Source organism: Virgibacillus siamensis (assembly GCF_900162695.1).
GTDB lineage: Bacteria > Bacillota > Bacilli > Bacillales > Amphibacillaceae > Lentibacillus > Lentibacillus siamensis_A.
Window position 1 is genome coordinate 2,393,555 of the sequence record NZ_FUIH01000007.1, and the last position, 23,156, is coordinate 2,416,710.

General features: G+C 42.0%; 18 protein-coding genes. 2 read left to right on the forward strand and 16 right to left on the reverse strand.

Going from position 1 to position 23,156, the window contains the following annotated elements; genetic code table 11:
- Nucleotides 1-5 precede the first annotated feature (5 nt).
- The 5 genes from B1K71_RS15620 to B1K71_RS15640 form a co-directional block, all read right to left on the reverse strand.
- Nucleotides 6-1,271 carry an ABC transporter substrate-binding protein gene (locus B1K71_RS15620; protein WP_077328662.1) on the reverse strand — a complete coding sequence of 422 codons (1,266 nt, stop codon included), beginning with the start codon at nt 1,269-1,271 and terminating at the stop codon, nt 6-8.
- Between the two features lie 213 nt (nt 1,272-1,484).
- Nucleotides 1,485-3,185 carry a peptide ABC transporter substrate-binding protein gene (locus B1K71_RS15625; RefSeq protein ID WP_077328664.1) on the reverse strand — a complete coding sequence of 567 codons (1,701 nt, stop codon included), beginning with the start codon at nt 3,183-3,185 and terminating at the stop codon, nt 1,485-1,487.
- A 208-nt stretch (nt 3,186-3,393) separates the two neighbouring features.
- Complete coding sequence (locus B1K71_RS15630) at nt 3,394-4,410, reverse strand: LacI family DNA-binding transcriptional regulator (protein ID WP_077328666.1); 1,017 nt, start codon at nt 4,408-4,410, stop codon at nt 3,394-3,396.
- A 135-nt stretch (nt 4,411-4,545) separates the two neighbouring features.
- Complete coding sequence (locus B1K71_RS15635; protein ID WP_077328668.1) at nt 4,546-5,802, reverse strand: Gfo/Idh/MocA family protein; 1,257 nt, start codon at nt 5,800-5,802, stop codon at nt 4,546-4,548.
- 19 nt (nt 5,803-5,821) lie between these two features.
- Nucleotides 5,822-6,748 carry an ROK family protein gene (locus tag B1K71_RS15640; RefSeq protein ID WP_077328670.1) on the reverse strand — a complete coding sequence of 309 codons (927 nt, stop codon included), beginning with the start codon at nt 6,746-6,748 and terminating at the stop codon, nt 5,822-5,824.
- A 503-nt stretch (nt 6,749-7,251) separates the two neighbouring features.
- Between B1K71_RS15640 and B1K71_RS20290 the strand changes: the two genes are divergently transcribed.
- Complete coding sequence (locus tag B1K71_RS20290) at nt 7,252-7,374, forward strand: hypothetical protein (RefSeq protein ID WP_281250353.1); 123 nt, start codon at nt 7,252-7,254, stop codon at nt 7,372-7,374.
- On the opposite strand, the gene B1K71_RS15645 is transcribed toward B1K71_RS20290, so the two are convergent.
- The 10 genes from B1K71_RS15645 to B1K71_RS15685 all read right to left on the reverse strand — a co-directional run bounded on the left by B1K71_RS15645 (nt 7,371) and on the right by B1K71_RS15685 (nt 20,117).
- Entirely contained in the window at nt 7,371-8,333 is a 963-nt protein-coding gene (locus B1K71_RS15645) for a formylglycine-generating enzyme family protein (protein WP_077328671.1), read from the reverse strand. The genes B1K71_RS20290 and B1K71_RS15645 overlap by 4 nt on opposite strands.
- Before the next feature lie 23 nt (nt 8,334-8,356).
- A complete protein-coding gene (locus B1K71_RS15650; protein WP_077328673.1) occupies nt 8,357-10,096 on the reverse strand; it encodes a glycoside hydrolase family 35 protein in 1,740 nt (579 codons plus the stop codon).
- A gap of 14 nt (nt 10,097-10,110) precedes the next feature.
- Nucleotides 10,111-11,589: an arylsulfatase gene (locus B1K71_RS15655; RefSeq protein ID WP_077328675.1), complete on the reverse strand. Its 1,479-nt coding sequence runs from the start codon at nt 11,587-11,589 to the stop codon at nt 10,111-10,113.
- Between the two features lie 202 nt (nt 11,590-11,791).
- The gene (locus tag B1K71_RS15660; protein ID WP_077328677.1) at nt 11,792-12,715 is read right to left on the reverse strand and encodes an ROK family protein; all 924 of its coding nucleotides are present in this window, start codon (nt 12,713-12,715) and stop codon (nt 11,792-11,794) included.
- A 55-nt stretch (nt 12,716-12,770) separates the two neighbouring features.
- Entirely contained in the window at nt 12,771-12,938 is a 168-nt protein-coding gene (locus B1K71_RS19990; RefSeq protein ID WP_175631929.1) for a DUF6903 family protein, read from the reverse strand.
- Nucleotides 12,928-15,099 carry a 1,3-beta-galactosyl-N-acetylhexosamine phosphorylase gene (gene gnpA / locus B1K71_RS15665; RefSeq protein WP_077328679.1) on the reverse strand — a complete coding sequence of 724 codons (2,172 nt, stop codon included), beginning with the start codon at nt 15,097-15,099 and terminating at the stop codon, nt 12,928-12,930. Before gnpA ends, B1K71_RS19990 begins: the two co-directional genes overlap by 11 nt.
- A gap of 10 nt (nt 15,100-15,109) precedes the next feature.
- The gene (locus B1K71_RS15670; RefSeq protein WP_077328681.1) at nt 15,110-15,991 is read right to left on the reverse strand and encodes a carbohydrate ABC transporter permease; all 882 of its coding nucleotides are present in this window, start codon (nt 15,989-15,991) and stop codon (nt 15,110-15,112) included.
- A gap of 401 nt (nt 15,992-16,392) precedes the next feature.
- Complete coding sequence (locus B1K71_RS15675; protein ID WP_077328683.1) at nt 16,393-17,679, reverse strand: IS110 family transposase; 1,287 nt, start codon at nt 17,677-17,679, stop codon at nt 16,393-16,395.
- Nucleotides 17,680-17,812: 133 nt separating this feature from the next.
- The gene (locus tag B1K71_RS15680) at nt 17,813-18,703 is read right to left on the reverse strand and encodes a carbohydrate ABC transporter permease (RefSeq protein WP_077328686.1); all 891 of its coding nucleotides are present in this window, start codon (nt 18,701-18,703) and stop codon (nt 17,813-17,815) included.
- Nucleotides 18,704-18,779: 76 nt separating this feature from the next.
- Nucleotides 18,780-20,117 (reverse strand): carbohydrate ABC transporter substrate-binding protein, encoded by a 1,338-nt coding sequence (locus B1K71_RS15685; protein ID WP_077328688.1) that lies wholly within the window; start codon nt 20,115-20,117, stop codon nt 18,780-18,782.
- Between the two features lie 147 nt (nt 20,118-20,264).
- Here B1K71_RS15685 and B1K71_RS15690 point away from each other — a divergent pair, with 147 nt between their 5' ends.
- Nucleotides 20,265-21,095 carry an AraC family transcriptional regulator gene (locus tag B1K71_RS15690; protein WP_077328690.1) on the forward strand — a complete coding sequence of 277 codons (831 nt, stop codon included), beginning with the start codon at nt 20,265-20,267 and terminating at the stop codon, nt 21,093-21,095.
- Between the two features lie 92 nt (nt 21,096-21,187).
- Here the strand turns inward: B1K71_RS15690 and B1K71_RS15695 are convergent, their stop codons facing one another.
- Complete coding sequence (locus B1K71_RS15695) at nt 21,188-23,098, reverse strand: NPCBM/NEW2 domain-containing protein (RefSeq protein ID WP_139343342.1); 1,911 nt, start codon at nt 23,096-23,098, stop codon at nt 21,188-21,190.
- Nucleotides 23,099-23,156: the final 58 nt, after the last annotated feature.

Genomic DNA, 23,156 nt, shown 5'->3' on the forward strand with positions numbered 1-23,156 from the left:
AGTGGTTATTTCTGTTCCTCCGATAAAACGCTTTCCACTTTTTTATCAATAACTTCACTGGCCTCTTCAATTGAAATTTGCCCAGACCATGCCTTAGCAATATTCTCCTGTACAATTGTTGACCACTTGGAGGTATCACGTGATACAGGGTAAGGCTCGGACACTTCAGCCATATCCAAAAAAGCTTGAAGGTTAAATTCCGGTGTTGCTTCTACCCATGCATCTTGAGTTCCCTTATAGGCTGGAATGATACCTGCTTCCGCTTGCATCTTGGCTGCTTTTTTTGAACTTAAAAATTTCACAAATTTCCATGCTGCGTCTTTGTTTTTTGAATTAGCAGCAATCACATTACCCAAACCGTGAATAACATTGGATCTTTTTTGCATCTTTGGTAAAACTGCAACATCAGCATTTTTTAGTGTATATTCATTATTTTTAAACTCTGGAATCATATAGGATGCCTGAAATAACATAGCAACTTTACCAGATTCAAACATTGCATTTGCTTCAGTTGTTTCCATTTGTGCATGTGTTGGTGAAATTTTATATTTGTCGATTAAATCATAATATTTCTGTAAGCCTTCTATTGTATTGGATTTGTCAAATCCCGCCTTCGTTTTGTCTTCGGATATAATATATCCGCCATTAGATAGTATTACATTAAAATAACTGGCTTGAGGATCAGCTATTGATGCCGCTATCCCATAGATGCCTTTTGAAGAGTTAGTCAACTTTTTACCTGCCTTGATTAAATCATCCCAGGTCCATGACTTATCCGGATAATCTACTCCTGCCTTATCAAATAATTTTTTGTTATACCATAAACCGATCGTGTCATAATCTTTTGGCAGGGCATAAGTTTTATTATTAAATTGATATAGGCCCAACAACCCTTTGGGATATGGTGATAAATCGAGGTTATCATTTTTAATATATTCACCAATTGGCTCAATCATATTGTTAGCTGCATATTTCACGAAGTTAGGACCATTCATCCAAAAGACATCTGGCAGTTCGCCTCCCGCAGCTGCAGCATTAAGTTTAGTAAAATATTGATCATACGGAGTTAACTCAAGCTTTATATTTATATCTGGATGATCCTTGTTAAACTCTGTAATTAAGTCTTTCATTAAATTCTCTTGTTTTTTATCCCAATATGCATATCGTATTGTTTTTTCCCCATCTGCACCCTCTGTTTCGTTTCCTGAAGAGCAGGCTGAAATTAATAGAACCATTAACAGAATACCGAAAACTGCCAATAATTTCTTCAAGTCATCACCCTTTCTATTAATCTTTAATCACTAAACAAACCTTAATTAAAACCTCCCTTTAATAGAATTATTCATTTTTTAGTAAACTATTAAATAAAATATTTATTAAACATTATCATATAAAAAGTAATTTGTCTATGGCGAATAGAGTGACACCTTTAATAAAAAACATCCCCACAGCTAAAAGCCATGAGGATGTCCTGCAGATGTCTTCTAATGCTTATACACCTTTGCCTCTCTAAAGTACGTTTCAATACCAAAGCTTTGGAAAACGATTCCTTCCACATATGGTTTTATGATCATGGATTCACCGCTCTGATAAGTTGGGATGGTATAGGCATTTTCAATTAATACTTTTTCAGCCTTTTTTAAAGCTTCCCAGCGTTTTTTCGGTTTTTGTTCCTTTGCATATTGACGTGCCTGATCAATTAACTTATCGTAATCATCTGTTTTCATGCCGACTGCATCATTTGGTCCTTGTGAATGCCAATATCCCAGAAAAGTCATCGGGTCTTTATAGTCAGGGCACCAGCCGGATCCGGCATCCAGTTCTTGCTTATGATTCTGAACATAGTCCAAATATGCATTCCATGGTAATTTTTTAATTGTGATGTTCAAACCATCCAGTTGTTCAAGCTGATTCGCCATGTATTCGCCCATTTCAGCTGCTGAATCGCCATCAGTTGTAACATATTCAACATCCAATTTATCAAATCCATGTTCTTTCTTGGCTTCTTCCCATAGTTTCTTTGCCTCTTCAACACCACCAGGAAGATAATCCCCCGTACCTTCACGGAAGTCTTTTCCTTCTGGCCCCTTGGCAAAATCTTTTGGAACAACATATTGTGCCGGAATGGATCCGTTATTCAACAGCACATTTACAAGGCTTTCACGATCGATTACCATAGACATGGCTTTTCGGACTTTAGCATACTTGAATTCAGGAACATTCTCTGCGTTTAACTGCCACCAGAAAATACAGTTCCCGGGCACCTGTTGAAAATCCGGTTTATCTTTATATGCATTTACCTGCTCAGATGAAAGAGAATCAACCTGAATTTCATCTGATTTATAAAGACTTAATTGTGTGTTTTTCTCTTTCACCACTTTAAAGGTCGCTTTCGTAATATTGACTTCATCGGCCGCATAATAATCCGGATTCTTCTCCAGCGTCCAACCAACACCATGATCCCAATTAGTCAGCTTATAAGGACCAATTGTAAGCAGATTTTCCGGTTCTTTCGCATAATTTTCACCTTGTTTCTTCACATAGTCCGCATTTAACGGAGCAAATTTATTAAAAGCCATTAAACTGGTAAAGTAAGGAATTGGTGATTCCAGTGTTACCTGTAAAGTTTGGTCATCAATTGCTTTGACTCCCAGTTTATCCACTTGACCATAGATATCACTTTCTTCATTCATGATCTTATTCGCATTTTTCACATTGGCAATTCCCATAATGTATGCATATTGTGATTTTGTTTTCGGGTCTATCAGACGCTGCCATGCAAAGACAAAGTCCTGGGCTGTCAGCGGATCCCCATTCGACCATTTTACATCTTCACGGATTTTAAACGTGTAAACCGTTCCATCTTTGTTTTTCTTTGGCATTTCTGCAGCCATTTCGGGTACGATCTCTTTATTCTTAAAAGTAATCAATCCCGGGTGCGTACGCTGGAGTACCTCACCGGAAGTCGTGTCTGTCGCCATGGACAAATCAACTGTTGGCAAATCCGCTGTTCGCACAAAATGCAGCACCTGTTCGTCAGCAAGCTCTTCATTTTTTTGCTTTGATCCTTTTTCATCATTGGATGAATTCTCATTTTTACTGCCTGAATCACTGCATCCAACAACAAATAACCCAATTAAAAAAACCAACAAGACTGCTAATGGCTTATAAAACTTCCCCTCCATCAAAAAACCTCCCCTATAAATTTAAAAAAACAAACATTACGTCTATTCCATCCCCTTCTGTTATTCACTAAATTTAGCAAGTAAATAATTTACTAATTTTTTAAATAATAGCATAAGCAGCAAAACTTGTCCAGAATATGCGAAAAATTTACAACAAAAAAACGAAACCAGTCCTTTAAGCCCGGTTCCGTCTCCAACATGCTGTATCCTATTCGTTTCTATTATGCGCCATTTCCTGTTTCACACTCTTACGAACAACTAATTTAGTCGAAACAAATACCTTTTTCGGGATACCTCTTCCTTCAAAACGCTCCGTTAACAAATCAACAGCAGTTTCTCCCATGAGTTCCGTATAAACTTTAATCGTGCTTAAAGACGGATAAACATATTTGGAAATCGACATATCATTGAGACCGATTAAACTGACTCTTTCCGGCACCTGGATACCATATTCATGCAAAGCACGCAGGCAGCCTATCGCCATTACATCACTGCTTGCGAAAATAGCGGTTGGCAGGTCATCATCCAATTCCTTAATAGCTTTTTCCATCAGATTATACCCATCATCAACAGAAAAAGATCCGACATATACAAAACGCTCTTCCAAAAGCCCATTTTCATGCATATATCGTTTAAATGTATTTTCGCGCAGATCTTCTACAGCGTTTGTTTCCCCCGCAAGATACTCCCGGCCGCCAATAAATCCGATCCGGGTATGGTCTGTCGATAGAAAATAATCAATGATTTTTTTGGTCGCTTTTGCAAAGTCAATTACTACCGCATCAAACCTGTCTTCATCAGGGCTGTAATCAACAAATATGATATTTTCATTAATCGCAGTCAGTTCCTGTATCTGCTGTTCACTAAATTTCCCTACTGCGATAATCCCATCAATATCAGCGGCATTAATATCCCCGATATTATCAAAAAAATAAATGTCCGGAGTCAACTCCAACTGTTTACATCGCTGTTCAATACCAAGTCTGATGGATAGATAATATAAATCACTTAGTTCCTCTTCTTCTGTATACCAATGGACAACGCCGATTTTTTGTCCGGCATAGCGTTTCCCGTTTCGTTTTTTATATGAAAGTGCCTCTGCTGCCTCAAATACTTTTTTCCTTGTTTCATCCGCAACAGACAAGCTGGCATCATAATTTAATACTCGTGACACCGTTGCCGAAGAAACTCCGGCCTTTTTTGCAATATCTTTAATGGTCGCCATGTAAACATGTTCTCCTTCCGTTCAGCGGTGTTATGTTCAGTATAGCATTTTATGCGATAATCATGCTGCATTTGACCGGCGGGAATCTGAACATGAAGCAGGACATCACTGAAAATGAACGTACAGCCCTAATTTTCAGATTTTATTTTCAGTCAAAAAAGCATCCAGTTCAATTGCCTTCCCATTCTCCAGCCTGGAGGCTTCAGCAGCGAACGCCAGCAAATGACTGTCCAATGATACCACAGCTGAAGGAGTATCCGTATTCCTGTGACTTCTGACCTCCTGGAGAAAGTCCCTGACTATTGCCTCATCGCCACCACCATGGCCGCTCAACTGTTTCGCAAGATTAACGGTCGTTTCGTTTTGGGTAAGAAAATCAAAAACAGATATGGAATTCTCATCCATCTTGCCCCGAATTTCACCTTTTGTCCCCATTATTTGCACGATTCTCGTTTGTTCCCTGGTGAAGCCGCACATACTGAACGTTGCGGTAGCCTCATTCTCAAACTCTAAATTAACAACCTGATGATCGACCACATTATTATCAGATTGGTAGACACACTTTCCATATGGAGTTGTTTTCAGCGCCTCAATAATCCCTTCTCTTGAATGATCGGTGGTGAACTTTTTCGCCCAGCCTCTGCCTTCACCTAAGTAATAACGTCCGGCATGAAACGGACATTCATTTTCGACGGGACAGCCATCAAGACACCGCAATGGTGCCCCTTCTGGTTTATTGGCTTCATTAAAATGCATAAGTGATCCGAACGAGCTGATATGTTTACACTTTTGCCCCATCAAATACATTAGTATATCCATGTCATGGCAGGATTTTTGCAAAATCATCGGACTCGATTCATCGCTGTTGTTCCAATTTCCCCGAACAAAACTGTGTGACATATGCAAAATCTCCACATTCTCGTTCAACTGAATCGAAACAATATCGCCTATATCCCCGCGGTCAATAATTTTTTTGATATTCCTCCAAAATGGCGTATACCGCAATACATGGCAAATGGTTAAAAGCTTATTATGTTTCGTTGCAGTATCCACCATTTCTATACATTCTTTCGGGTCAGGTGACATCGGTTTTTCCAGTAACACATGGTACCCGGCTTCAATGGCCCGTATTGTCGGCTGATAATGATACCGGTCCAGCGTACATACGAAGGCAACATCCGCATCGATGTTTTCTTCCAGCATGTCTTCCCATGTTTCGAAACAATTTTCTTCCGCAAGTCCATGAGCCTCGGCAAATGCCTTCCTTTTTTCGGGATTCAGCTCCGCCACAGCTACAAATTCAAGTTCATGCGGAAAAGACACTGCATACGGTCCATACGCATTTGCACCACGGTCACCGGCTCCGATTAAAAGTGCTTTTATTTTTTTCAATAAACTCTCCTCCTTTTTTTTATGAATCAATTCCCATACGCAAAGCGTGTTCACTTATAGCTTTTAGGCCTGCTCCGACAACTCCCGAATCTCCTTTCAACTGACTCATCTGCATCCTTGCCAAAGAATCTTTTTGCGCATCTATTAAAAAATCACCGATCTCCGCTTTCAGCAATTCCAGTAAATACGGATGGTGATTCATCACACCACCACCGAATACAATTTTGTGAGGGTCAAGCAGACTGACAATCGAATAAACCCCGCCTGCAAGGTATCGCACTGCATCATTCAAGACAGTTTTCGTCTTTACATTTCCATTCTCATATTCCTGAAAAAATTCTTGTGCCGTCATATCAGCTCTCCCAAAACGTTTAACAGCAGTTTTCTGGATAGCCGGTCCTGATGCTGCATTTTCCAACCGTTGAATATTTTCCATACCTGAATTACCAACCGGCAGTAAACCAAGTTCACCTGCAAAACCGGCACCACGCAGAAACGAGCCATTTTGAATGATGGAACAGGAAATGCCAGTGCTGACAGTTACATATACAAAGGTGTCTTCCTGATTCATATTTGCTGCCATCCACTCTGCAAAAGCTGCCATATAGACATCATTATCTATGACAACATGATCGAAACCAAAGTAATCTTGTAATCTGTCAGCAATCGGGAAATTTTTCCACTGCAGGTTATTTTGAAAAACAGCAACACCATTTTTCCGATCAACCTTGCCGGGGACCCCAACCCCAATCCCATCCAACATGGAAACCGTAAAATGAGATTTTGAAAAAAGCCTTTGAATCGTGCAGATAACCTGATTAAACATTTCTTCCTTGTCATCCGGTTCGCTTGGCATTTCCGTCCGATGTAGAATGATTCCGTTTTGATCAAGGATTACTGCCGCGATTTTAGTACCGCCAATATCAACTCCTAAACTATATTTCAAAAGCATTCACCCCAGTTTCTCATTTCTAAACACCCTATAATATGTAAAGTAAAAGTTTAATAAATATTTTACCTATGAATTTCATCGTACCATCTGTTTTCTGATTTGTCTATTAAATAATGCCTTATTTGCATTCTTTCACGCTGTTTTATCAGCTTGTGAGTATTGGCAACACAAAGGATTCCTGGTTTTCCTCTCAAAGAACAAAAGCGCAAGCGCCCGTTTAGCAACGTACAAACTGGAGCACCCCGCAATGAGATAAAGGAAACACGGTGAGCTGGAAGCGAACCGATGTTGACTTATCGTAGTGGAGGAGTGTGAAGTTTGCTAGTTGCTGGGCGCTGGAGCTGGACTCGGCTGATTAGTTAATGTTAATTATCCACAGGTGAAAATTCTACAATTTCCTGGACTAAAATCAAACTGGCATGTTCACCTTCTCGGAAACATGCCAGCAAATTCGTTTCGTTCATTTTTTCATATAATAATTCTGAAGGGGGCCGCTTTTGGCTGAGATTGTCACAGAATCGCCTGAAGTATTCACAGTTCCCGCTCAAGCCGTTACAAATTCATCTGAAGTTCACAATATTTCCGCTGAAACTGTCACATATACAAGCAAAGTTCTCTAATCGACATCACGCACACAACGAAAACCCATGTTCCCCGCAGAAGAATCAGGGGTATTCGAAGATCTTGCCGCAACCCGGTAACGATTACAATAAGAATGATGGCACAAGTAGGATCCTCCACGGATAACACGACTGGCTCCTGTTTCAGGACCGTTCGGATTATCCCGTCCGCCCCGTTTATGAATATTCGTTGCAAACCAGTCTGAACACCATTCCCACACATTTCCGGAAACATTGTACAGACCATATCCATTTGCGGAAAAGGATTCGGCCGGTGCAGTTCCGGCATAGCCATCGTCTTCGGTGTTTTCATTCGGGAATGTCCCTTGCCAAATATTGCATTGGTGAACTCCATTCAGCATCAAGTCATCGCCCCACGGGAATTCTTTTTGTTCCAATCCGCCTCGTGCCGCATATTCCCATTCCGCTTCAGTCGGCAGTCGCTTTCCCGCCCACTTGCAATAAGCATTGGCGTCATTCCATGAAATATGAATTACAGGGTGATCCAGCCGGTTTTCAATGCTGGAATCCGGTCCCTCCGGATGTTTCCAGTCTGATCCGTCAACTACCCACCACCATGGTGTGTGCTTCACTTTATTGGATACCTTTCCAGCTGTTTCCTGACTAAGAAATTGATAAAAAACAAATGACCATCCGTATTGTTCCGCTTCTGTTATATATCCCGTTTCCTCCACAAATGTTGCGAACTCCGCGTTTGTCACCGTATATGCATCCATGTAAAAAGATTTCACGTTAACCTTATGAATTGGACCCTCGCCATCTGCGGGAAAACCGGCTTTGCTATTTGTTCCCATCATAAAACTGCCGCCGGGGATATATATCATTTTGCCGGATGAAAACGGTTCTTCCCTGACTTTGACATGCTGCTCTGTTATACTTTTTTCCCCATGAATCCCTTCATCTCTGCTCGCTGCACAGCAATGCGGTTGCTTTTCCATCAGTACCCCACTCCCTTAAATCGTTACCCTAATATCGCTGAATCCCGAAGACGTACCATCGGCTTTTCCATTCCGTGTAATTCAAAGATAACTAATTCATTGACACCTGTCTTTAACAACGGTGCCGGTATGTATAATGTTTGTTGCGGACCGATATTCCAGTACCTTCCAAGATTAAAACCATTCAGAAAAGCTGCCCCTTTTGTCCAGCCAGGAAGTTCCAAAAATGTATCTGCCGTCTCGTCCACTTGAAACGTCCCTTTATAAAATCCCGGTGCCGTTTTCACTTTTCCGAATTCGTATGTTATAGCAGACAAATCATTCAGAGGCAGTGGGAAGATAGTCCAATTATATAAAAATTCCCCATTCAATTGAACCCCTTTCGTTATTCCTTTTGAATCTGCAAGTTTTGAACCATAATTAATTCGCCCCATATTTTCCACCAGTATATCAATTTCGGCACCTCCAGGCGGAATATCAATGATAAGCTGTTGATTTTCCCAACGTTCTATTACATCAAGAAAATTGCCATTAACAAAAACCAGCGCCCTGTCATGTACCGCATCAATATATAATGCGGCATTGGAAATTGGACCGCTTACAATCGTTCGGTAAAGAATAAATCCAAAATTCTGCCCGAGTTTCTCCATCGGTTCGGGATGCGTCCGCTCAATTGGATTCGTTATATTCTTCAAGGCATGAAATAAAGAAACAGATTGATCAAGGCTGACGGCACCAAAACCCTTCTTCTTGATTGGTTCGGGCAGTTTTAAATCGTTTACATCCCTTTTCCCGGCAATTACCTCCCGGACTGCGTGGAATTTTGGTGTGATATCCCCTGCTTCCGTTAACAGACTGTCATAGTCGTAGCTCGTAATAGTCGGTCTGTAGATTGTGTCAAAATTTGCCCCGTTATAAAAACCAAAATTCGTCCCGCCATGGAACATATAAAAATTGACGGATGCACCGCAGTCCAGCATCTCTGCAAATACTTCCGCCACATCTTGGTCATCCCGTGTATGATGTTTTTCTCCCCAGTGGTCAAACCATCCATTCCAGTACTCCATACAAAAAAGAGGACTGTTCGGCCGATGTTTCTTCAACTGGGCAAATGATTCGTTTGGGCGGGAACCAAAATTGACGGCAGCCAAAACATCAGGCAGTGTCCCTCCCTGCAGCATTTCATCTGTCGGACCATCCGAGGTAAACAACAATACATCGATACCTCGTGTTGTCATCGCATCCTTCAAATAGGTCAAATATTTCTTATCACTTCCATAGCTGCCATATTCGTTCTCAATTTGCATAGCAATAATCGGACCGCCATTCGTGCTAAGATACGGTTTTAATTTTTCCATCAGTACATCATAGTACAAGTCAACCCTGTTTAAAAATTTGGGATCAGATGATCTTACCTGCATATTGCTGTCTGCCAGCAGCCAGGCAGGGAGGCCGCCAAATTCCCATTCCGCACAAATATACGGGCTTGGCCTGATTATGACGAACAGTCCTAATTCCCCGGCTGTTTTGATAAACTTTACGACATCCGCCATCCCGCTAAAATTGAAATTACCCGGTTTCGGTTCATGAACATTCCACGGGATATACGTTTCGACGGTGTTAAACCCGCAAGCATTCAATTTTAATAACCGATCTTCCCAATACTCAGGCACCACACGTGTATAGTGAATAGCTCCCGAAATCAGTTGAATGGCTTCTCCATCATATATCAATTCTCCATTATGAACAGTTAACTTAGCCAATGAACATACTCCTTCTATAAAGAATTTGTGACAGGCTGCAGGGCTTCCTTCAGGTATGTGCGCGGTTCCCGTCCGGCAATCAATTTCTGCCCATCCGTATATCCTTCTTCCCTGCCTACCAATTCCGTGATCAGTTTTTTCCGCCAATAAACGATACGTTCACTATATTCAGGATTGTCTGCCTGATTGTTTAATTCATCCGGATCCTCCTCCAGGTCGAAAAATTGCTCCTTTCCAGTCTGGGAAAACCAGATATATTTCGCTTTTCCATTTGTAATATAGTGATACGAATCAGCGCCGTATGCATGCTCTCCATGAATATACGCGCGCCAATGCGTTTTTTTGCCCCTTGCGAGCGGCAGCACACTCTTTCCCTCGACTTGCGCCGGAACCGGAACACCGGCGGCATCCAATAGTGTCGGCATAATGTCCCGCAGCTCAATGATGTGGTCAGAACCCACAGTACCTTTATTTAAATGCAGGTGATTTCCCGGGTCAGAAATGATAAACGGTATTTTCGCACTTCCTTCATACGGAAGTGCTTTTGCAAACAAATGATGATCTCCCAGCAATTCACCATGATCAGATGCAAACAGAATAACGGTATTATGCAACTCCCCGAATTCCTGTAATTTGTTCAAAAATCGTCCAATTTGATAATCAATCTGAGTAATTAGTGCATAGTAAGCGGCCTGAGCACGTTTAAACCTGTTTTTTGGCACGATTCCTTTTTTCGTAACCGGGTTAAGACCGTTACGCTCAGTATCTGCATGATCTGCCCAATTCCCCACAACAGGATTCGGAAGATCTGAATGAATATATTGATCAAAAAACACTTGCGGCGGATCAAACGGCGGGTGTGGCCGGACAAACGACATTTTCAGGAAAAACGGTTTGGACGGATCCCTTCTCCGCAGAAAATCAATGGACTGTGTCACAACCCAATTGGTCGGATGCAGTTCTTCCGGCAGATGCCACGGCCGAGCCATTGTTGAGGCATTACAGTCAAGGCCGAGATCCGTTATATCATGATGATACCCCGCCTTGTCCCGCAGCCAATTCAGGTAATCATCGGTGGCATCAAACGACTCAACTGTTGTCGTCCGGTCTTTAAAACGATTGTAATGCATATAGCCATCATGCAGCACAACATTATGAAACCCGCAAAGTTTCCGCGTCGGATACACATGCATTTTTCCGATACATTGCGTGTGATAACCTGCATTGGCTAATTCCCCGGGCATGGTACGCTCATAGTCCCACGGAATTTTATCTTCATATCCTACCCTTCCATGTGACCGCTGGCCCATCCCGGTAAGAATAGCCGCTCTGGCCGGCACACATGTCGGTGTCGCGGAATAAGCATTTTCAAACGATACCCCATCAAGTGCCAGCTGATCGATATTCGGTGTTTCCACAACAGAATGATTCAAGAGACTCAAACAGTCATGCCGCATCTGGTCTACATTTATAAATAGAATATTCGGTTTCATTACTGTCCCTCCTGTGACAAATCTATTTTTTTGGCAATGCCCCTGATGAACGATGTATGAAGGGGACTTGATTGTGAACTTCAGCGGAAACTTTGTGAACTTCAGCCGATTCTGTGACAATTTGAGCGGGCTTTGTAACAATTCCAGCCAATTCTATGCCAGCTTAAGCCAAACCTGCCATATTCATCAAAACTGTAAACAATCACCCCATCACACGAACATTGGATTGCTGAAACACACTCAATCCTGCTCCGATTACACCCTGACCGCTCCCAAGCTGGCTCACTTCCATTGCATCCAGAATGTGCATTTGTTCCGCAAGCAAATAACGCTTCAGTTTTTGTTTGATAATATCAAGCAAAACCGGATTGTGTGCAATTACACTGCCACCAAAAACAATTTTATGCGGATCGATGACACTATTGATGATGTAAACTGCTTGGGCGATGGACGAACCCGCATCTTCCACCAATTGTTTGGCAGAAGCATCCCCGCGGTAATATGCGGTAAATATATCTTTCGTTGTCATTTGATCATCTTGATACAGTTGCCGGGCACGTTTTTCCAATGCAGGGCCGGATGCAACTTTCTCCAGCCGCTCCCATCCATTCCCATTGCGGGATGCAACGACCGGAATCAGTCCTATTTCACCCGCGAACCCGGCACCGCGCAAAAATTCACCATCCTGCATAATTGAACTGGAAATACCTGTACTGATTGTTACATATACAAACGTTTCCCCAGCGTGTAATTCAGCGTTTCTCCATTCCGCAAAGGCAGCCATGTAAACATCATTATCCATGACGATTCGTTCAAACCCCAATTTATCCCTCAACCGTTTCACAAACGGGAAATTCTCCCACGGCAGATTATTTTGATAAACCGCAATACCATTATCCCAATCTACTTTTCCCGGAACACCTGCACCGACTCCGTAAATGTCGTGCACTGAGATACTGGAATGATCCATCAATTGTTCCACACACTTGAGTACCCGACCAAACATACTTTCTTTATCAGACGGATCACTTGAAACCGTTTCCTGCTGAATTAGATCCCCTGCTTCATTAACAATCCCACTCGAAATTTTAGTTCCTCCTATATCTATTCCAATCGCATATCTCACATTATCCCCCGCATTCCCGACATTTCAGCTTTGGAGAACATTGATTTGTCCCCAATTATTTAAATTTTCGATTGTAATTCCAGAGTAATAACAACAACCCTGCCAGACCAATCAGCTGTATCAGCAGTTGCACCTTTCCGACGGTCTGCTGGCCGTATACGATTAAAAACAGGCAAAAGAGAAAGAAAATAATTTTCAGGATGCGTTTCAAATTATCGTTCATCCAAAATTTCCTCCCATACGATTTCACTTGCTTCCAGTGTTATGACCTGTTTCTTGCCATTGCCATCGTATACATCTGTTTGTTGTCTTTCATTCGAATTATTGACCACTGCATATTTATGAATGGCAGGATATGCATGAACCTCACAATGAATGTTCGAAGCATGCCATTTTTTGAAGTTATCTTCTTTATGTGCTGCATAATACATCGCCCGCATCAGCAAACGTGTGTTTTCGTGACTGTACGGAAGTCCGGCAATATACACACCGCGTCCTTTGCCAAAACCGGAACTGGCCAGGTGAACGCCGCCATCCGAGTATTCCAGAATTTCTGTTTCCGCTTGCAGGGCAAAAATATTTTTCATGCTTTCCCCAAAATCGTATGCCTTCATATCTTCTGTTATAAAGTGGGAATTTGCCGGCTCCGTAAAATATTTGTTCGTTGATAAACCGAATCCTAATTCCTTATCAACCCCAAGCACGTTGGCAAGCTGGAAAAAACGTCCTTCATGTTGAATTGCGGATGGTTCCCCGATACCGATAAAACCGCCGCCGTTATGAACCCATTCCCTGATCGCCGACGTCAGTTTTTCGTCCATCCATTTTTCACCGCCTGAAAATGCTGTACCACTGTCACCTGCATTAATGATTACATCCAAATCGTCCGGAATACCTTTTTCCACAATATCTTCAAAACTGATAAACGACACTTCTGCCGCTGATCCGCTTAGTGCTTCCAGGACACCTTGATAAGAATACGCTTGTTTATACCATTTACCGTGGGCCACCATATGTGTCTGCCATGTCCTGATCTTGCCCCAGGCATTCAGAACAGCCACTTTAATTCCTGTATATGGTTTAATACCGTTGATAGTATGATGGATTTCCCGGAATTCATCCGTAATTTTTTCAACATAGCTGACAAACGATGGGAATTCGTATGCCAAACTTAAGTATCCGCCATAGCCGATTCTGTCCAAAGGGCTGCGCATCATTGCTCTCCGTGCCGTCAGCCAGTTATCTTCCGCTTCAATTACCGGATCGTTCCCTTCATAAAAGGTATCCGGGAAAAAGTAAGGCAAAAATCTCCCCTCCGTATACGTTACATGCGGGATATCTGCAATCATTCTTAATGTTGTCCCGTCACCGACACTTCCGACAACCGCATCCAGACCGGTTTTCTGAAAATAATTCCCGTACGGTTCCGTTCCAATCCAGTTATCACCCAGAAACATCATTGCTTCCTTATCTTTTTTATGAACCATATCCACCAGTTCTTTTACTTCCCTGGCGACAAACTCCTGGATAAAGTCGATGTAATCCAAATATGCCTTCGAAGGCACCCGGAATGTCGAATTGTAATAACCCTTGTCAACGATATCTTCAGGTCGGAGCTGGTATCCTTTTTTCTGTTCAAAAGCCTCCAGTGCCGCAACAGAAACACTGGCACCATATCCAAACCAATCCACAAATTTTTCTTTTGCCAAATGATTAAATACCAATGTAAAGTGATAAAAAAAGGTGGTGAAACGAACAACGTCAGTATCTTGATTTTCATCCAGCCATTTTCGCAAATAGTCCTTAACGAATTGATTGGAATACGGCTGTCGGACGTCAAACGGAATCTCATGGGGTTTATCCCCCCAATCATTCGTTATATGGTTATACATCTGCGTTGGATCCCATTTCATATAAGCCAAAAAGGATACTGTGTACTCATGCCACCGCTTGGCATGTTGAATAGTCAGCTTATTCGTTTCCTGATTTATGTACCAGTCGGCAGGATTTACCACGTCCCCGCTAGTCCGGTCAATCACTTCCCACCATTTCGCCGGATCATGCACATAATCCGGTTCAATCTGATCTTCAAAATAGCCTTCCAGAAACGCTATCTCAAGCTCCGTATCTGCAGCTGTATGATAGTTGGACATGAGATACAATTGCTGCATTTCTTCCGGATGCTCCGCGGCGAATTCATTCTGGCCGCGAGCCACAAAGTAAGTGGTATAGATTTTTGCATCCAGCTGCTTGATCGCATCATCCAATTTTGTCCCGTCACTATCCCGAAGCGCGTCAGCCCCCCAGCGTTTTATCAGTTCTTTTGTGGGCTCCAAAAAATTCTGCTCACTTGGCAGGGTAACCCGACCCGTTTGTTTACTCATATTACAACACCTACCCTTTCACTCCACCGACAGTCATACCTTCTGTCAGACGTTTTTGCACGATAATATATAAAATCAGCGTCGGCAGCATAACAATCACCATACCTGCATACATTGGCCCGTAATTAACAGCTGCCCTTTCCGCCGCCATCAGATTCAACAATCCCACAGGCAGTGTTTTGTCTTCGCCCGGAAGAAGTGTCAACGCTAAAATATACTCATTCCAGAACAAGAGAAAATTAAATAGAATGACAATCACAATGCTTGGGGTTGCCATGGGAAACATAACCGAAATCATCGTTTTGAAATAACCCGCGCCATCGATACTTGCTGCCTCTTCAAAATCAGTAGGAAGTGTCTGAAAATAACTGGACAACAGAAAAATAGTAAATGGCAATGCGGTTGCAGCATAGATTACCGCAAGTACAAACAGATTATTGATAAAAAAAGCCTCATCAAAAATAGGATTCAATACGTTATCCCATTCCAAAAGCATTAAAAAGATTGGAACAACAATATAACTTACATTAATGAACAGCCCGGCCTTCACGAAGGCGTTCAACAGGCCGCTTCCGATAAATTTAAACCGTGATAAAACATATGCTGCCGGCAGTGCCACGCCAATCAGCACAATAAGAGCCACTACTGTTACAATGACTGAGTTTAATAGATAGTCGCCCATATTTGCCTGAACAAATGCCTCCACAAAGTTCTGGAAGTGGAAGCCGTCCGGAATTGACCATGGCGTACTGTAAAACTCTGAATTCTCTTTAATGGAAGCGGTGAATACCCACGCTACCGGTACAATGATTGATACTGCCAAACCAATCAGGACAACATAGATAAAAATTTTGATAAGACGATCTGTACTGATGCCTTTCTTTTTCTTCATATGGACACCTCCCTCAATAAATTAATATTTTCTTAGAAATGCTTCGTTTTTCTCCGAATTTCTTTTGATTAATTGAAGTCCATAGCGGCCTTTAATCCTTTTAATTACATTTAAGGATAAATGTGGAACTAGCAGGTTAAACCGAATAGGCTTTAATGGGTATTTTCCATTAAATGGATAATTAATCTTATGATCGCACCTTGGATCTCCACGTTTTCATGGCGGTGGACCCTCCCATGTCTCTCGGCGTCTATGCGCGCAAATTCCTTCGTTCGACCTGACCATGGTGGATGCCGGAAATGCTCCTTAGGTGGGTCTATGCCCTAACGGATGAAATACTGACCGGCTAATCCGTGCTTCAATTGTCAAAAGGTGGTTCAAAACGATAGCTGTACGTCTTGTTAAGCTACTTCCTGTAATGTCGAAATCATGGGAATATCACGTATCATGCGCTCTTCACTGAATGTACACTTCCGTGTACCTAATACATAAAAGATCTTGATGAGTTTACGGCTTAATGCGATAAACGACTGTTTTCCTGTCAGCGGATTATCGGATCGACGACGATAATAATGATGCAACTGCTTAAAACCTTCATTATGCAGGGATAATGGGCGTGCGACTTGATACAGTAAGCTTCGCAGCCTTTTTCGTCCTCGCTTAGTGATGGTTGTTTGGCCTTTGAACAGGCCTGACTGATTCATCTTAAGATTGAATCCCGCTAATTTAATGATTTGGCGTGGATCCTGATAATTCGATAAATCACCAACTTCAGCGAAAAAACCGGCCACTGTTATGGCACTTACGCCTTTAATCGCTATCATCTGATCAGCTCCAGGGATATGAAGAACAAATTCTTCCAATTGTGCTTCAAGAGCGATAAGACGTTCTTCAAAAGCCTTATACTGATCAATCAAATAACGAATTTCTTGACGTGCCATACGTAATCCCACTGTGAGGCCAATACTATCTTTGGCCGCCTGTTTCAAATCCCGAATGCGTTTGATACCCACACCACGTTTGGCAGCCTTTTTGACTTCAAGAAGTAAATCTTCTTCCGACGTTTTACGGATATCTTCCGGCAAATAGCCCTTTTCCAATAGATAAAAAGCAGCCTTTCCGGTCCAATCTTTAAAGACATTAAGAAACTCCGGGAAATATCGATCCAGCGCATTGTGCATTTGGGCTTTGATCGAGGACATATCCTCCTGGATAATGTCATAGAGTTTCATGCCTTCACGTAATTCGGCGTACACATCCTCTGGTAATGTAGGTTCATGAAAACGGCCATCTCGCACGATCTGAGCGATGACTTTCGCATCTTTTGTATCATTTTTCGTAGGTGAATCATCATCCATTTCCTTGAACCGTTTCACCTTCATCGGATTGACGACAACTGCGCGGATGCTTTTAGCCTTCATGTGATAAGCTAAGTTGAGCCAGTAATGGCCGGTTGGTTCCATCCCAATAATGATATTGGGACGGCTGTACTTTTCAGACAGGCTGCCAGCCCAATCCACAAGATCTGAGAATCCCTGCAGCGAATTGGTGAATACCAGCCGTTTGGCAAGGTCCCGGCCCCGATCATCTATCGCTCGAGCTACATGTTTACGTTTGGCTACATCAACCCCGATAATTAATGTTTGTTCATTGATTTGCGCTAATCGATTATTTTGTGTAAAATCCATTGTAGAAGTCCTCCTTCGGTACTAAATTCGAGGTCACCGCGATGACACTCTCTATCGTACCAAGGGGACTTTTTTTATGCATTTGTCATTTTCTCCGATTTCCCCTCAAATTTTTTCATTACAGGAATGCTCCTTAATACTCCAGTGGCTCACGCTTCGTGACGAAACTGATGGCTGCTGCCAGCGCAAATGAAAAGAGAAATACGACAACACCAATAGCCATCCCGTAGCCGTAGGTAGAGTTTCCGTAAGCCTGTGAATACATATAGGATAGAAATACTTCTGTTGATCCATCCGGTCCACCGCCTGTCATCGCCTTAACCAACAAAAAACTCAGATTGATGGTGCTGATAATATAGAAAGCAAGTGTTGTGCGGATGTTCGTCCAAATAAGCGGCAGCGTGATGCTGGTAAATTGTTTGAACCGACCTGCACCTTCCAACGATGCCGCTTCATAGTAACTTGCTGGTATACTGGCCATGCTGGACATGTACATCACCATATAATAGCCGAGCGCCTGCCAAACAAGGGCGCCTGCCAGGCAGTAAATGACGATATCCTGATTGCCAAGCCACATTTGCTGCAAACTTTCCAAGCTGAAACTATCAAATACGGAATTCAACAATCCGCTGTCCGGTGCATAAATCGCCGAAAATATCCCCGCTATAACGACAATTGATAATATATTCGGAATGTAAAAAACAACCCGGAAAAAGTTATCGCCAACGATATTCTCTTTCGTTAGAATTGCTGCGAAGGTCAACGCAAAAAATAATGTGACAATCGCTACAACAACAATCAAAAAGATGGAGTTTTGAAATGACTGAATAAAATCCATATCATTCCATAGAATTTTAAAGTTTTCCAATCCGACAAACGACTTTGTATTGGACAAACCGCCCCAACGGTATAAGGACATCCGGAAAACTTCAATTGTCGGAATTACCATAAATACAACAAATAAAAGCAACGCAGGCAACATGCATACGCTGATAAATATTCCCCGTGAAAGTCTTTTGCTCAACGGTATCACCTCTCTTAATCAAGCAAAACGGCGAGTCAGTTGCCCGCCGTTTTCATTTTATATAATCAGTTGCAGTTTATTTCATCGCGGATCTTAATTTGTCGCTTGTTTCTTCAAGGCTTTTCTGCCACGCTTCTACCGTTAGATCGCCGCTGATAACACTATCAATCTGACCATACAATGTTTCTTGAATACTTACCCCGGGCACGGGTTTCGTGGAAGCAAATGTCCCCATTGCAGGCAATGCTCCTTCTTCTTCATAAATACTGTAAAATGCTTTTTTCTGGCCCTTCAGTTTATCTGTGATTCCCTCAATCGGCTGAACAGCACCAGCTTTCAAAAAGATGGAGGCGGCTTCATCTGAATACATATACGCAATGAATTCTTTTGCGGCATCTTTATCTTCCGCCTTTGCAGGTATCCAAATTTGTTCAAAGAAAGTAAATGCATAACGATCTCCGCCTTTTTCAAATGCCGGAACAGAAGTCATTCCCCATTTGAACCCATCCGCTTTAGGTGCTTCAGCCATTTCGCCGGTAACCCATGTGCCATTTGGCATGAATAACGCTTTATTTTCCATGACAAGCTGCTGGTTCTTTGTATAATTTTGCGGATTTGCATTCGCTATTGTATTCGGATGCACATATTTTGATAGTTTACCAATTGTCTCTAAAACCTTCGTTGCTTCATCCGATGTCCAAATGCCATCTTCATACGTCATAACAGACTCATAAAAATCAGGTCCTCCGGATGCGTAAAGCATGGAACCAATCAGCGTATCAAAGTAACCCGAGATTGGATACGTGAAAAGTGACATATCCTCTTTACTGGCTTTTTCCCCCAGTTTCCACATACCATCCCACGTAGCAGGCACCTCCCAACCTTTTTCCTTAAACAATCCCGCATTATAGAATAAACCGGTTGGGCTGTAGAACATTGGAGCCATATACATCTCACCATCACCATACGGATTGGTAGCAAGTGTATCCGTAAACCCTTCCAATAGTTTTTCCTTTACCGTTACATCCTCACCCGGCACCTGCATGTCCAGCACATCTGAAATATTTTCCAATCCGTTTTCTTTGATCAGTGTTTCCGTTAGTGCCTGCTCTCTTCCTGTAGCCAGGAGCATAACATCCGGATAATTTCCTGCTTGCATTTTCGGTCGGATAACCTCTTCAATATTTTTCTCCACTGTCAGTTTTACGTCCACATTTTTATGAGAAGCTTCAAATTTCTTGGCAATTTCTTTCCACATATCCGCGCCATATGCCGATTCCAATGCAGCAAGATTCAATGTAACCTTGCCATCGGACCCTTCAGCGCTTGACTCCTTTTCATCCCCGCTGCATGCAACTAAACCTATTGTCAACAATGCCAAAAACAATGCAAATAATGATTTTTTAAAACTCATGCATGGTACCCCCTCGGTTATTTAACTTATAATTATTTTACAAATATTAAAAGCGTTTTCACAATAAACATCTTGTTCAGATTTTTATATATATTGTTTTTTTACTGATATCCCGATAAAATGAAATCGGATAAGGAGGAATATCGAATGTCGTATGAGGTGTATAAGGTCAAGAACTTCCCAATTAATAAGATGCGTTTTAAGCTTTTATATGTAACCCGCTCGGAATATGACAAAGGCTGGCACAGTACACAGCACTCCCACCACTTCACAGAACTTTTTTATATCGTAAAAGGACAGGGCTCCTTTGTACTGCCCGATGATGAAATACCGGTTAAAGAAAATGATTTGGTCATAATCAATCCTAATGTAGAGCATACGGAAAAGTCCAACTGGAAAGATTCGCTTGAATACATTGCACTTGGTATCGAAGGGTTTTCTTTCTCCCTCACAGATGAAAAAGAATCACAAATGGGGTTGTTTACTTATCAGGGGGACCGTGACGATATTCTTTTCTACTTGAATAAATTACTTGATGAAATTCAACACAACAACGAAGAATATGAAATCATCTGCCAAAATATTATTGAGATACTTATCGTCAAGCTGCGCCGCGGAAAAAGATTCACCATTAAGAAGACCGAAAGTAAAAATATAAACAAAGCGACAGCATTTATAAAATATTACATTAATCAAAATTACCGTGATCCCATTACGCTTGATACACTGGCCAAAGTGGGACATCTCAACAAATATTACCTTGCCCACACGTTTAAACATGATATGGGTATTTCTCCAATCGAATATTTAAATAAGATCCGAATAAGGGAAGCTAAAATCCTGCTGGACACTACCGACTATAATATCGCTGAAATCGCGGCCATTACTGGTTTTTCGTCACAGTCCTTTTTTGCCCAGGCATTTAAGCGGACAACCAATAAGACTCCTACTTCATATCGTAGGGAATTCAAGAAATAAACACACCGTTAAACACTATTTGGAGTGTTTAACGGTGTGTTGGTATCAAGCATTAATTACATTGTTCTTAAGGTAACCAGTAAGGCTTACCATTACGGAATGGCGATTATTTTTGCATTTGCCCAATCACCATGATCGCTTCCTTTACCGTTGCCTCCATCATTGACGACCAATTCAAGTTCATGTACTCCTTCAATACTAATATCTATCTTTTGCGCACTATCTTTTCCAGTCATAAGACCACTGTCAAAAAGTTTTTCTCCATCTCCCCAAACTTGGAAAACAACACTTGCTGCTGAGGAAGCAGATACTTCATCATCCACCCCTACAGCTGCTGTAAACCTTGAAAAATTGCCGCCAAGGTTATACAAAATTTTGGAGTAGGCATGTACACCAAGTCCTTTTTCATACGTTTCACCGTTAATTGTCAACACGTCTCCGTCTTCAGCACCGCTTCCTCCAACACTAGTATCCCGTTCCACAGGGCCCCAGCCGTTCATAGCACTGACCCATCCTACATCACTCAGGTAAGATGTTTCTGTTGGTGTTTCCGGCAACAATTGTATTTTTGTTGATGCGGTTGTTCCTTCCTGATTGCCTCTTATCATAAAGGATGCTGCAGCGGTCAGGTCATAGGTCCCCGCTTTGGCAGTTTCTTTCGGAGTCACTTCCCAGGCAACTTCTTCGGATTCGCCAGGCTTAATGTGCTTAAAATCTGCCGGGCGTAGTTCTTTCACTTTCCAGCCTTTTGGAGCATCCAGTTTTACTTTAACTTCCCTTTCCAATTTTTCACTATGATTGGTAAAGGTTCCTTTTACCATCACCGCCTTGCCCGGTTCAATCTGTTCCGGTGCTTGCAGCCTAATGTTTGAAGCACCTAATATCCAATCCTTGTTAAACTGTGCAAAAACAATTTTTTCTCCCATCGGTTTTTCATATAACATATTAATTGTTTTATCCGGTCCGACATAAACATCCGAATAACCTGTCAGTCCCGCGTATATTTCTTTGGATGCGAACCATGTTTTGCCATCATCATCACTCATTCTTATCGTCATATTTGTACGAGATGAGGTATTTGCCGTATTTGTAAACAAAATGGTATCTTCATCATACTTGGCCAGGCTTGCCTGATTAACGGGATCAATCAACTTTTTATCAGAAACCGGAATCGACCATGGTTCGTTTAATCCGCTTGTTACGGATACTGCCCTGTAGTTACTGTCCGGGTTCCGCATATTCGTCATTAATCCTCCGTCGGAAAGCTCCACCATCATATTCTCGTGTATTTTTGAAAAACCTCCCGGATTCGGCACTTTAGGTCCTGCCTTCCATGTCTTACCGCCGTCTTTACTGTAGATATAGGAAACAGTACTTTTCGCCCATCCGGCAGTAGTTAAATAAATCGGCACAACCAGTGCTCCATTCGACATTTGAAATCCATGACCAGGCCCCATCCCTGCTCCTGCAAGATTCGGGAAATATTCGGGACTGTCCGGATTTGTATAGACATCCAGCACAGAAGTAATATTTCTTGTTTCACCCCATGTCGCACCATTGTCCGTACTTGTTCTGATAAAATATTCGCAATTCCCCCATTCCCAGCGACTCCACAATAAATGGACCGTGCTGCCGGTATCCTCTGCAAGAAGCATCGGATTCATCTCTGCATTTCCATTAGCTACACCAGGGGCAAGAATGACCTGTTCCGAAAACGTTTTTCCACCATCCGTACTTCTTCTTAAAACAAGGTCTGTCGGGGTTTGGTCACCACCGGTCCTTGCTTCCGCCACCGCAAGGATAGTGCCGTTGGCTGTAACAGAAATACTTGGAATACGGTATTGTACATATCCTTTACCATCGTTAATATTAAATAATTCTTTTTCTTTATAAAAACCATCTTTAACACCATTTCCCGAAGCATATGCAGTGTTGTCTAATCCCATACCGCTGATAATAACAAAAAGCCCAAGCAGCATACATAAAATTCCTTTGATTTTCAAATATATCACCCATTTCTGCTAAATATTCCAGCGGCAAATCAGGAATTTACCGCCGGTT